This is a genomic window from Aminobacter sp. HY435 (genome assembly GCF_027568395.1).
Taxonomy (GTDB): domain Bacteria; phylum Pseudomonadota; class Alphaproteobacteria; order Rhizobiales; family Rhizobiaceae; genus Aminobacter.
Genome location: NZ_JANKZL010000001.1, coordinates 84,957 through 97,229 on the forward strand (window position 1 = coordinate 84,957; position 12,273 = coordinate 97,229).

At 63.2% G+C, this 12,273-nt stretch carries 9 protein-coding genes; 4 read left to right on the top strand and 5 right to left on the bottom strand.

Features of this window, described 5'->3' with window-relative positions:
- Positions 1-63 precede the first annotated feature (63 nt).
- Entirely contained in the window at positions 64-1,041 is a 978-nt protein-coding gene (locus PCJ21_RS00405; RefSeq protein WP_269929405.1) for a quinone oxidoreductase family protein, read from the bottom strand.
- Between the two features lie 4 nt (positions 1,042-1,045).
- Entirely contained in the window at positions 1,046-1,786 is a 741-nt protein-coding gene (gene pcsA, locus PCJ21_RS00410; protein ID WP_333474372.1) for a phosphatidylcholine synthase, read from the bottom strand.
- A gap of 378 nt (positions 1,787-2,164) precedes the next feature.
- Here pcsA and PCJ21_RS00415 point away from each other — a divergent pair, with 378 nt between their 5' ends.
- Entirely contained in the window at positions 2,165-3,394 is a 1,230-nt protein-coding gene (locus PCJ21_RS00415; protein ID WP_269929407.1) for a UbiH/UbiF family hydroxylase, read from the top strand.
- Positions 3,395-3,397: 3 nt separating this feature from the next.
- Here PCJ21_RS00415 and PCJ21_RS00420 read toward each other — a convergent pair whose 3' ends face one another.
- Positions 3,398-4,360 carry an AEC family transporter gene (locus PCJ21_RS00420; protein ID WP_269929408.1) on the bottom strand — a complete coding sequence of 321 codons (963 nt, stop codon included), beginning with the start codon at positions 4,358-4,360 and terminating at the stop codon, positions 3,398-3,400.
- A gap of 253 nt (positions 4,361-4,613) precedes the next feature.
- Between PCJ21_RS00420 and hspQ the strand changes: the two genes are divergently transcribed.
- Entirely contained in the window at positions 4,614-4,937 is a 324-nt protein-coding gene (hspQ, locus tag PCJ21_RS00425; protein WP_269929409.1) for a heat shock protein HspQ, read from the top strand.
- 92 nt (positions 4,938-5,029) lie between these two features.
- Here hspQ and PCJ21_RS00430 read toward each other — a convergent pair whose 3' ends face one another.
- On the bottom strand, positions 5,030-5,662 hold the full coding sequence (locus PCJ21_RS00430) for an invasion associated locus B family protein (protein ID WP_269929410.1): 633 nt from the start codon (positions 5,660-5,662) through the stop codon (positions 5,030-5,032).
- 320 nt (positions 5,663-5,982) lie between these two features.
- Here PCJ21_RS00430 and PCJ21_RS00435 point away from each other — a divergent pair, with 320 nt between their 5' ends.
- Both PCJ21_RS00435 and PCJ21_RS00440 read left to right on the top strand, forming a co-directional pair.
- Positions 5,983-7,710, top strand: coding sequence for an extracellular solute-binding protein (locus tag PCJ21_RS00435; protein ID WP_269929805.1), 1,728 nt, complete (start codon positions 5,983-5,985; stop codon positions 7,708-7,710).
- Positions 7,711-7,734: 24 nt separating this feature from the next.
- On the top strand, positions 7,735-8,412 hold the full coding sequence (locus tag PCJ21_RS00440; protein ID WP_269929411.1) for a DsbA family oxidoreductase: 678 nt from the start codon (positions 7,735-7,737) through the stop codon (positions 8,410-8,412).
- 355 nt (positions 8,413-8,767) lie between these two features.
- On the opposite strand, the gene mfd is transcribed toward PCJ21_RS00440, so the two are convergent.
- Positions 8,768-12,268, bottom strand: coding sequence for a transcription-repair coupling factor (mfd, locus tag PCJ21_RS00445; protein ID WP_269929412.1), 3,501 nt, complete (start codon positions 12,266-12,268; stop codon positions 8,768-8,770).
- Positions 12,269-12,273: the final 5 nt, after the last annotated feature.

Below are 12,273 nucleotides of genomic sequence, written 5' to 3' on the forward strand. Positions count from 1 at the left end.
GTCCAGCTCCGAGCGCAAAGCATGCCACAAGTTGAAAGAGCTTCAAGAAATTCAGTGAAGACGTTAGGGTACAAGTACAGTTGTCCCGGTCGTTTTACGCCCCTCGAGGTCGGCATGGGCCTTTGCGGCGTCGCGCAAGGCATAGCGCTGGTTGATCCTGATGTTGACAGCTCCCTTGAGCACCACATCGAAAAGCGCATCCGCCGAACGGACCAGGTCGTCGCGTTTGGCGTTGTAGGCGAACAAGGTAGGCCGCGTCGCATACAGCGATCCCTTCTGCGCCAGCAGGGAAATGCTGAACGGCGGGATCGGACCCGACGACTGGCCAAAACTGACGAATGTCCCAAGCTGGCGCAGGCAATCCAGTGAACCTGGGAAGGTGTCGTTGCCGACGGAATCGTAGACCACGTCGCACTTCTTGCCACCGGTGATGGCCGCGACTTCGGCGACGAAATCCTGGTCGCGATAGTTGATGATGTGATCGAAGCCGTGCGCCTTGGCGAGTTCGCCCTTCTCCCTTGATCCGACGGTGCCGATCACGGTCGCACCGAGGTGCTTGGCCCATTGCCCGAGAATGAGGCCCACGCCGCCGGCAGCGGCGTGGTAGAGCACGGTGTCACCAGCCTTGACCTTGAACGTGCGCAGCAGCAGGTATTCGGCGGTCATGCCCTTCAGCATCATTCCCGCCGCCTGTTCGTCGGAAATGCCATCGGGCACCTGAACCAGCCTGTCGGCTGCAATGACCCGCTGTTCGCAATAGGCGCCGGTGGGAACGGCATAGGCGACGCGGTCGCCGACCTTCAGCCAGTCGACGCCCTCGCCCAGTTCGAGCACCACGCCGGCTGCCTCGCCACCGGGAATGACCGGCATGCCTGCCGGAGCCGGGTAAAGGCCGGTGCGGAAATAGACGTCGATGAAATTGAGCCCGATGGCCGTCTGGCGGATCAGCGCCTGGCCTGGGCCTGGACGTCCTGCGTCGATCTCTTCATAGACCAGCGCCTCGGGGCCGCCGTGGCTGTGAACGCGTATGGCTTTGGGCACGGGTTCAATCTTTCCCTGTTCCGAGCTCCGGTTTGCCCCCAAGATTGGGGAAAAGCTGCATCACACCACCGATGAAGAACAGATAGATGCCGCTGACCGCGATGCCGATCTTGATCCATTCGCTGGCGTTCATGCCCTGGGCCAGCGCCAGGCCGCCGAAGGCGCACCAGATCAGCGTCATCGGCAGGTTGATGCTGCGCAGCCGCACGACGCGCACTGGATGCAGGAAGTTCATCGGCACGAAGGTCAGGATGCCGGCGATCATCACGACGGCGAACGACACCCATTGCCCCGGTTCGATGACAAACAGCGTGAACACAACCATGTTCCAGACCACTGGGAAGCCCTTGAAGAAATTCTCCTTCGTCTTCATTCCGGTGTCGGCGTAGTAGATCGCACTCGACACGACGATGATCGCGCCCGACAGGAACGACAGCCCCTCGCCCATGAAGCCACTCTGGTAGAGCGCAAAAGCCGGGATCAGGACGTAGGTGACGTAGTCGATGATGTTGTCGAGAAGTTCACCCGACCAGGTCGGCAGGATCTCCTTGACCTCGAGCTTGCGCGCGATCGGACCATCGATGCCGTCGACGAAAAGCGCCAACCCCAGCCACCAGAACATCGCCGTCCAGCGTTCCTCGCTGGCTGCGACAAGCGACAGGAAGGCCAGGAACGAGCCGGACGCGGTGAGAAGATGGACCGAAAAGGCGCGTGCCTGCGGCCACGTAACTTTCTTGGGCTTCACGATCCCCGACCGATCAATTTGACAGAAATGACTGGATGAAACCAATTGTGCAGCACATCCGCAAAAGCTCTGCGCAAGGAATAGCCACCTTCCCCATCGCTTGAACCTGCTTGCAACTGCCAATCTCCCCTTTGTTCCTGACACTTAATAGCAGCGCCGCTTTCCATACAAGCCGAAAGCCGCGCCGGAGCGCGGAACGCAACGTCAACGTCGCTCCTCGCACCGGCCTGCGGGCGCCATCGCGCGACGCCAACAGCACCAGCATGGCCGCCTGGCGCAGCGAATGAGCTAAATCGCCGCGTTGATCAATGGCTTAGGCCTGCAATATACCGGGATAACTGAGGTCACATCGCACCTCGCAGAGTTGGACGGCGGCCGATGAGCGTCAACGACAGCACCCGCATTCTGGTGGCCGGCACGGGACCGGTTGGCCTGCTCTCCGCGCTGGCCTTCGCCCAGGCCGGCTTCGGCGTCGTCATTGCCGGACCACCGGCCCGCGCCGACGACGGCCGCACGACGGCCCTGATGGTGCCGGCACTGAAGGTTCTCGACCGCATCGGCGTCCTCGGCGAATTGTCGAAGGATGCGGCGCCGCTCAAGACCATGCGCATCATCGACGGCACATCCCGTCTGATCCGTAGTCCCATCGTCACCTTCCGTGCCGGCGAGATCGGCGAGGATCATTTCGGCTACAACTTCCGCAACAGCGTGCTGAACGCCGTGCTTGAGAGGGCCGTCACCGGGCACTCGGGCATCGAATGGCGCCGCGCCCTGGTCGAGCACTGGCAGCTTGGCCCGGACCTGGCCACGGCAACCCTGTCCGACGGGACATTGGTACAGTCGGCGCTGGCGGTTGCCGCGGATGGACGCGGTTCGCCGGCACGGCAGGCAGCCGGCATATCCTCGTCCTCGCGCGCGCTGCCGCAAGCGGCGCTTGTGCTGAACTTCGCCCATAGCCGCGACCACGCATTCACCTCGACGGAGTTTCACACCGAAACCGGTCCGTTCACAGTCGTTCCACTGCCAGGCCGCCGCTCCAGCCTCGTCTGGGTGGTGCGGCCAGAGACGGCAAGACAACTGGCCGACCTCGACGACGCCGCCCTGTCCGTGCGGATCGAACGCCAGATGCAGTCGATGCTCGGCCGCGTCACGGTCGACGGCGGCCGGCAGATCTATCCGCTGTCAACGTCGCTGCCCCAGCGTTTTGGCCAAAATCGCATCGCCCTCGTCGGTGAAGCCGCACACGTCTTTCCGCCGATTGGCGCGCAAGGGCTCAACCTGGGCATCAGGGATGTCGATCAGCTGGTTGAAATCGCAGCGAAACATGCCGCAGACCCCGGCAGCGCGGCAGCCCTCGCAGCTTATGACTCGTCGCGCCGGCCAGATATCCTGGCGCGCACGGGCGCGGTCAATCTGCTCAATATGTCGCTGCTCTCGGACATGCTGCCGGCGCAAATGGCGCGTGGCCTCGGCCTCAATGTGCTCGGTGGCTTTTCGCCGATCCGCGCCTTCTTCATGCGCGAAGGCCTGCGCCCGGGCAGCGGTTTTGCAGCCATTGCCGCCTCGCTGAGAGCGCCGGGCCGCATCCGCGACACGAGGCACGACTGACCCTCAGGGAAAAAGGTCCGGCGGCAGGATGCCGTGCTGGATCATGTAGAGAAGCGCTGTCACGGTCACGACCGACACGCAGGTCGTGACGAGCACGCTGGCCGACGCGCGCTCGACCCAAACGCCATACTGCTGGGCGATGACAAACACGTTCGTCGCTGTCGGAAGCGCCGCCAGCAGCACCGCCGAAAACAGCCAGACCGGCGAAAAATCGCCGATCCAGCTCAACATCACGTAGCACAGCAGCGGATGCGCGATCAGTTTGAGCACGGCGATCGGCGCCATCTCGCGCGGTACGCGCTTCAGCGGGCGTAGCGCCAGCGTCACCCCCATGGCAAACAAGGCGCAAGGTGCGGCCGCGCGCGACAGATACTCGAGCAGACGTTCGGCAGGCAGCGGCGGCCGAAACTCCACGTACGCGGCCAGAACGCCCAACGCGGTCGCGACGATGAAGGGATGAAAGACGATCTTGCTGATGACATATCGGGCTACCTTCATGGCCGGACGCGGCTCGTCGCCTGCCAGCGCCATCAGCATCGGCGCGATAGTGAAATGCATGATGTTTTCGAAGCAGAAGATCAGCGCCACGGGCACGGCGGCTTCTTCGCCGAAGGCCAGGAGCGCCAGTCCGGGACCCATGTAGCCGATATTGCCATAGGCCGAGGCCAGACCCTTGATCGTCGATTCGGCGATCTCGCCGCGGCCCTTGATGAAGGAGGCCGTGAACATCACGGTGAAGATGACGAAGGTCGAGAACACCGCGCCGAAGATATAGCTCCACTCGGTCAGCCGCTCGAAGGGAGTCTTGGCGAGAAGCTGGAAGAACAGGGCCGGCAAGGCGACATAGACGATGAATGTCGTCATCCAGCCGAGCGCCTCGACCGGCTGGCGGGTGATGCGCGCGACGACGAAGCCGACGAAGATCAGCCCGAAGAACGGAAGCACCAGGCCGATCACGTCAGACATAGCTCTGTTCCCGGATAAGATTGGCGGGCGCGGGCCGGACAGGCCTTCCGCAACGCATCGGACCCTGCTGCGGGTATCGTGCGTGTTTGGCCGCAGTCAAGCGCCACGCCATTGAATTCCTTGACCTGCTGCGCCAAATAGGTTCCGAGAGGGCACCAACAGGGCAGTCATGCGCCATTGCCTCTCCTGTTTGCCCTAAACAGTTGATCTTGCGCGTAATCAGGCAGTTGCTGCCTGACTGATGGTGACGAACATGAAGACGGCCAAATTTTCGATCGGACAGGTGGTGCGCCACCGGGTGTTTCCGTTCCGTGGCGTCATTTTCGACGTCGATCCGGAATTCGCCAACACCGAGGAATGGTACGAGGCCATCCCTGCCGAGGTTCGCCCGCGCCGCGATCAGCCCTTCTACCATCTTCTCGCCGAGAACGCCGAGACCGAGTACGTCGCTTATGTTTCCGAGCAGAATTTGCTCGAAGACAGCACCGGCGAGCCGATCCGCCATCCCCAGGTTGGCGACTATTTCGACAAGACGCCCGACGGGCGCTACGCGCCTAAGCACGGCACCAGCCACTGAACCAGCCGCCCCTCGAAGCGCAACTCATGGCCTGAAACAAAAAAAGCGGAGCCCAGGCTCCGCTTTTTTTCGGTGTTCGCTGGAACGCGGGATCAGTTGGCCGTCTTGGCCTTGTCCTGCTCTTCCTTGAGCTTCTTGGCGAAGTCTTCGTTGTTCTTCGAGACGAACTCCTGAAGCTTCTTCTGGCGATCCTCAAGATCCGACTGCTTCATCGGCTCGCCGTCGAAGGCGCCGGTGAAGCCCTGCAGCGAAACCTTGATCGGGTTCGGCTGGTTCTGGAAGTTGATCGAGGTCAGGGTCAGATCGGTGCCCTTCTTGAACGAATTGACCAATGCGTCGGTCAGCGCGATCTCGGCGACGCAACGGTCAGGGAAGCAGATCACGTAGTCGAGCTTCTGCGCCTTGGCGCCGTCGACCTGCAGGCCGATGCCCGGAGGGATGAGACGGCCGCTCGGCACGGTGACCTGGAACACCTTGCGGTTGACCTTGCCCTTGAGCTCGATCATCGAGATGCCGGTGACCAGCTGGCCGTTGGACGCGGTGAGGATGTTCTGCACGTTGCAGATATCGACGTCAGCCTGCTTGGAACAGGCCTTGAACCAGCCTTGCGGGACCTGCTGCTGCTGTGCTGCAGCGGGCGACAGGCTCGACGCCACAACGCCGGCGACACCAGCCGCCAGGAGGGACAGACGGAAACCGTCGAATTTCTGGCTCGTGAACTTCATGAAATCCTCTCAAGCAATTCCGGATCCGGCCCGGAGCCGTGTGTCGACGCTACCTGTTGGGCAAATAAGGCAACAGCATGACTTCGCCGCGCGTGTTACACCGCCCCGACGCGTGAATCCAGCCCGCTCAACTGCATTTCTTGTGACATGAGCCGGCAATGGACGGCCGATGCGTGGCTGCGCTACCCTTCGAATCAACTGGCTCCCCCAATTCGTGGAGAATCGTCGTGAGACGCACCCTTTCGTTGCTGGCCGCCGTGGCCGCAATTGCCCTGCTCGCCCCGCGCGCCGCCACCGCCGAACCGGTCCATGGACTGTCGATGCATGGACTACCCGCGCTGCCAGCCGACTTCAAAAGCTTCCCATACGTCAACTCGGACGCCCCCAAGGGCGGCAAGATCACCTATTGCGTCATCGGCAGCTTCGACAACCTCAACCCGTTCATCATCAAGAGCCTGCGCACCACCGCCCGAGGCGTGATCGACACCATCTACGGCAACCTGGTGTTCGAATCGCTGATGCAGCGCAGCGCCGACGAACCCTTCAGCATCTACGGGTTGACCGCGAAATCGGTCGACATCGATCCGGAGCGCAAATGGATCGAGTTCAACATCGACCCCAACGCCAAGTGGTCCGACGGCCAGCAGATCACGCCCGACGATGTCATCTTCACCTATGACGTGTTCACCGAAAAAGGCCGCCCGCCCTACAGCGACCGCATGGCCAAGATCGAAAAGATCGAAAAGACCGGCGATCTCAGCGTCCGCTTCACTTTCAACGACAAGGCCGACCGCGAGTTTCCACTTATCATCGCGCTGACGCCGATCGTGCCGAAGCACTTCTTCGACAAGGAAACCTTCGACAAGACGACGTTGAGGCCTGTCATTGGCAGCGGCCCCTACACCATTTCAGACGTCAAGCCCGGCGAACGAATCGTCTTCAAGCGCAATCCCCAGTACTGGGCGCGCGACATTCCTTCCAAGCGCGGTTTCGACAACTACGATCAGATCACCATCGAGTATTTCCTCAACACGGCAGCTCTGTTCGAGGCCTTCAAGAAAGGCATTTGCGACACCTTCACCGAGGCCGATCCGGTCAAGCGCGAGCGCGGCTTCGATTTCCCCGCATACAAGAACGGCGATATCGTCGCCGAGACCTTCAAGAGTGGCCTGCCGCCCGTCGTTACCGGCTTCATGTTCAACACCCGTCTGCCCAAGTTTGCCGACCCTGCGGTCAGGCAGGCGCTCGGAATGCTCTACGACTTCGAATGGGCCAATCGAAACCTATTCGGCGGCAAATATGAGCGCACCGTCAGCTACTGGCAGAATTCCGAACTGTCGGCCTTCGGCGTGCCTGCCAGCGACAAGGAAAAGGCCTTGCTGGCACCCTTCGCCGGCGCCGTACGCCCTGACGTGATGGACGGAACATACCGTCCACCGGTCACGGATGGTTCGGGCCAGGACCGCAAGGCGCTGAAGGCCGCATTCGACCTGTTCAGGAGCGCCGGCTACACGCTGAACGGCGGCAAGATGATGGACAAGCAGGGCAAGCCATTCGGCTTCGAGATCATCACCTCGTCGGAAGCCGAACAGCGTCTCGCAGCCCTCTACCAGCGGACGCTCGAAAAGCTCGGCATCGCGGTCACCATCCGCGCATTGGAGGCGGACCAGATCCAGTCCCGCAAGCAAGCCTTTGATTTCGATGCGCTGATAGGCGTCACCGGCTTCAGCGGCACGCTCTCGCCGGGCATCGAGCAGATCGGGCGCTGGGGTTCGGCCGCGGCCAACAAGGAAGGCTCCTTCAATCTCGCCGGGGTCGCCAGTCCGGCGGTCGACGCCATGATCGAAGCCATGCTCAAGGCGCGCGAGAAGGACGATTTTGTCGCCGCCGTACGGGCGCTCGACCGTCTGCTGATCTCCGGCGCCTACATGGTGCCGATGCAGCACAACTCCGAACAATGGATCGCCTATTCAAAAAGGCTGAAACATCCGGAAAAGACCCCCATATTCGGGTATCAGTTGCCGGTCTGGTGGAGCCAGGGCGGTTAAGCCGCGACATCAAGGGACTTCTCCATGAACATCGACAACAAAGTAACCATCGACGTCGTCTCGGATGTCGTCTGCCCGTGGTGTTTCCTCGGCGCCAAGCGGCTGCAAAGCGCCTTGGCGGCACTTCCGGACCTCGACGTCGAAGTGCGTTGGCGTCCGTTCCAGCTCGATCCGACCATTCCGCCGGAGGGCAAGGAGCGCAAGGCGTACATGCTCGCCAAATTCAACGATGAGAACCGCTTGAAACAGGCCCATTCCACCCTCGTGTCGCTCGGCGCCGTGGAAGGCATTTCGTTCGATTTCGAGGCGATCACGGTTGCGCCGAACACGCTCGACGCACATCGCGTCATCCGCTGGGCGGCAGCTTCCGGCGACGGCGTCCAGGGCAAGCTGGTGAGCGCGCTGTTCAGCTACTACTTCGAGCAGGGCAAGAACATCGGCGACCACGCTGTCCTGATCGAGGCCGCCCGCGAAGCCGGCATGGACGCAGCCGTCGTCGAGGCGCTGCTGCCGACCGACACCGACCGCCCCGAAGTCTCCAACGAAATTGTCACCGCGTCGCGCATGGGCATCACAGGCGTGCCGTGCTTCCTGCTCGACGGCAAATACGCAGTCATGGGCGCGCAGGAGACCGCGACGCTTGTCGACGCCATCCGTCAGGTGGCCGCAGAGATCGGCGCCGACGAACCGACTCTGAACTGACCGGGCGGCGGGGCATCGGCGACAGCTTGATGTCTCGCGGGCGCTGTCCGCGCTATCGGAAGCCGATCTCCGCTTCTGTGCGGCCTCGGGAGCCCTCATGGTGAGCTTGTCGAACTACGAGGGCGCTAGGCTGCGCCTGCTCACCTCTATGCTCCAAGACAGAAGGATCGACCTGCCGCTGCTGCGTTTGGCCACGCCAGCGGGCGCACTTGAACGCAAGGCCAGCCCAGCGCCCTCATGGTTCGACAAGCTCACCATGAGGGCTACTGATACGTAGCCGCACGACCTTCAAGAAGACAGCAGAGCACTCTGTTGACCGCCCTTGCCAGCCGGCGCGAAGGCGTACGCCCTCGCGCTACATGGCCTGCTCGGCCAGTTTCGCCAGTTGCGTCATGATGACGGCGGAGCCGGCGAGACGCTTCTCGGCGTTTGGCCAGTCGCGCGCGAACACCACGCTGTGGTCGGCCCTGATCTTGGCCAGCGAACCCTGCTCGGCGATGTAGCCCACCAGTCCGGCCGGATTGGCGAACTCGCGCTTGCGGAACTGCACCACCACGCCCTTCGGTCCGGCGTCGAGCTTCTCGACATTCGCCTTGCGGCAAAGCGCCTTGATGAAGACGATCTTGAGCAGGTGCTTGACCTCCTCGGGCAGAGGCCCGAAGCGGTCGATGAGTTCGGCGCCGAAGCCATCGATCTCGTCTGTGCTCTCGAGATCGCCAAGGCGGCGGTAGAGTGCCAGCCTGAGCTGCAGGTCCGGCACGTAGCTCTCCGGGATCATCACCGCGGTTCCGACCGCGATCAACGGAGACCAGCCGGTATCGATTTCCTGGCCGCTGCCGCGCAGTTCGGCGACCGCCTCTTCCAGCATCTGCTGGTAGAGTTCGAAACCGACTTCCTTGATGTGTCCGGACTGCTCGTCGCCCAGCAGGTTGCCGGCGCCGCGGATGTCGAGATCGTGGCTGGCGAGCTGGAAGCCCGCGCCGAGCGTGTCGAGCGACTGCAGCACCTTGAGCCGCCGGTCCGCCGTTGTCGTCAACGTACGGTTGGCCGGCAGCGTGAACAGAGCGTAGGCGCGCACCTTGGCGCGGCCGACGCGCCCACGTAGCTGGTAGAGCTGCGCCAAGCCGAACATGTCGGCGCGATGCACGATCAGCGTATTGGCCGTCGGGATGTCGAGACCGGATTCGACGATCGTCGTCGACAGCAGCACGTCGTACTGTCCGTCGTAGAAGGCGTTCATGATGTCGTCGAGCTGGCCCGGCGCCATCTGCCCGTGCGCCACCGCGACCTTCAGTTCGGGCACCGATTCCTGAAGGAATTGATGCACTTCCGCGAGATCCGCAATGCGCGGCACGACATAGAAGCTGTGTCCGCCACGGTAACGCTCGCGCAGCAGCGTCTCGCGAATGACCAGCGGGTCGTAGGGCGAAATGAAGCTGCGTACAGCCATTCGGTCGACCGGCGGCGTGGCGATCAGCGACAGCTCGCGCACGCCCGTCAGCGCCAGCTGCAGCGTGCGCGGGATCGGCGTCGCCGACAGCGTCAGCACATGCACATCGCTCTTCAGCTCCTTGAGGCGTTCCTTGTGCTTGACGCCGAAATGCTGCTCCTCGTCGATGATCAGCAAGCCCAGGTTCTTGAACGAGATCGACGCGCTGAGCAGCGCATGGGTGCCAACGACGATATCGACGGTGCCTTCGGCAACGCCCTTCTTGGTCTCGGCCAGCTCCTTGGTGCCGACCAGCCGCGAAGCCTGCCGCACGACGACCGGCAATCCGGCGAAGCGCTGCGAGAACGTCTTGAAGTGCTGGCGTGACAGAAGCGTCGTCGGCACCACCACCGCCACCTGGAACCCTTCCATGGCGGCGATGAAGGCCGCGCGCAGCGCGACTTCGGTTTTCCCGAAGCCGACGTCGCCGCAAATCAGCCGGTCCATCGGCTTGCCGGCGGAAAGGTCTTCCATCACCGAATCGATGGCGCCCTGCTGGTCGTCGGTCTCTTCGTAAGGGAACCGGGCGGCGAATTCGCCGTAGACGCCTTCCGGCGGGCTCATCGCCGGCGCTTCGCGCATCTGCCGTTCGGCTGCCAGCCTGATCAGCTGCCCCGCCATCTCGAGCAGGCGACGCTTGAGCTTGGCCTTGCGCGACTGCCAGGCCCCGCCGCCGAGCCTGTCGAGTGGCGCTTCGGCCGAATCCGAGCCGTAGCGCGACAGAAGTTCGATATTCTCGACCGGCAGGAACAACCTGCCGTCCGCGGCATAGTGGATTTCCAGGCAATCGTGCGGCGCACCGGCCGCCTCGATGGTTTTCAACCCGACGAAGCGGCCGATGCCGTGGTCGGCGTGCACGACGATATCGCCCGACGAAAGGGCGGACGCTTCGGCGATGAAGTCGGCGGCGCGCTTGCGCTTCTTCGAACGCCGGATCAGGCGGTCGCCAAGGATGTCCTGTTCGGCGACGAAGACCAGCTCGCCAGCCTCGAAACCGGCTTCGATCGGCAGCACGGCAAGACCCGCCTCGCCCGCCTTCAGCGCCTCTATGTCGGCAAGACTTGCCACGCGCTTCAGGTTGCCGAGATCGTGCTCGTCGAGGATCTGCGCCAGCCTGTCGAGCGACCCCTCGGTCCAACCGGCGACGACAACGCGCCGTTTGGCGGCGCGCTGGTCGGCGATGTGCCTGACAACCACGTCGAAGACGTTGGCGTTCGGATCGGCGCGCTCCTCGGCGAAACTGCGACCGGCGTGCGAGCCGGCATGCAGAACCTTGCGAGCGCCGGCATCCGGCGCATCGAACGGCGTGAACTCGGCGTTGGCCTCGTCGGCCAAGGCCATCGTTACCTCATCGGGCGACAGATACATCAGCTCCGGCGCGACCGGCTTGTAGGGGACCGCATCCTTCAGCCCCTTGCCTTCGGCCTGCTTGCGGCGGGCCTCGTAGTGGTCGACGATCAGGGCGTGACGTTCGCCCAGCGCCTCGCGCGCCAGATGGTCGAACACCACCGGCGCCGCAGGCAGGTATTCGAAAACCGTCTCCATGTGGGGGTAGAAGAACGGCAACCAGTGCTCCATGCCGGCGAAGCGGCGGCCTTCGCTGACGGCGGCATAAAGCGCGTCGTCGCGCGACGGCGCGCCAAATGCGTCGATATAGCTGCGGCGGAACTTGCTGATTGTTTCCGGTATCAGCGCAACCTCGCTCATCGCCTGCAGGACAACCAAATTGCGGCTGCCCGTCGTGCGCTGTGTGGCGACGTCGAAGGCGCGAATCGTCTCCAGCGTGTCGCCGAAGAAATCGAGCCTCAGCGCATCGGCCGCACCCGGCGCGTAGAGATCGAGTATGCCGCCGCGCACGGCGAACTCACCGACGCCGCGCACTGTCGGCACCCGCTCGAACCCTGCGCGCTCCAGCCGCGCCACCAGCCCATTCATCTCGACCTGGTTGCCCGGCTTGGCACGGAACTCCTGCGCCTCGATGGCGGCGGCAGGCGGCACGCGCTGCAGCAGCGCATTGGCAGTGGTCAGCACGATCGCCCTGTGCGGCGCCTTGCGCAGTGCAATCATCGCCGCCAGTGCATCGAGACGCCGTGCCGCGGCGTCGGAACCTGGCGAAACGCGGTCGTAGGGCAGGCAGTCCCACGCCGGCAGTTCCAGCACCGGCAGATCCGGCGCGACGAAAGCCAGCGCTTCGGCGATCTGCGGCAATCTTTGACCGTCGCGCGCAACGAAGATGATCGGCCCATCCGGCGCCAATTCGGCTGCCGCCACGGCCAGTGCAAAGGCCTCATAGCCGTCGGCGACGCCATCGACGATGAACTGTCCGGCACGGCCATTCGGCAGGCCAATGGGTTTCAGCACGCTCATGATTG

Coding starts and splice junctions, on each gene's coding strand:
- PCJ21_RS00440 (WP_269929411.1), top strand. CDS start 7,735: ATGAACATCGACAACAAAGTAACCATCGACGTCGTCTCGGATGTCGTC.
- PCJ21_RS00435 (WP_269929805.1), top strand. CDS start 5,983: ATGCATGGACTACCCGCGCTGCCAGCCGACTTCAAAAGCTTCCCATAC.
- PCJ21_RS00415 (WP_269929407.1), top strand. CDS start 2,165: ATGAGCGTCAACGACAGCACCCGCATTCTGGTGGCCGGCACGGGACCG.
- PCJ21_RS00420 (WP_269929408.1), bottom strand. CDS start 4,360: ATGTCTGACGTGATCGGCCTGGTGCTTCCGTTCTTCGGGCTGATCTTC.
- mfd (WP_269929412.1), bottom strand. CDS start 12,268: ATGAGCGTGCTGAAACCCATTGGCCTGCCGAATGGCCGTGCCGGACAG.
- PCJ21_RS00430 (WP_269929410.1), bottom strand. CDS start 5,662: ATGAAGTTCACGAGCCAGAAATTCGACGGTTTCCGTCTGTCCCTCCTG.
- hspQ (WP_269929409.1), top strand. CDS start 4,614: ATGAAGACGGCCAAATTTTCGATCGGACAGGTGGTGCGCCACCGGGTG.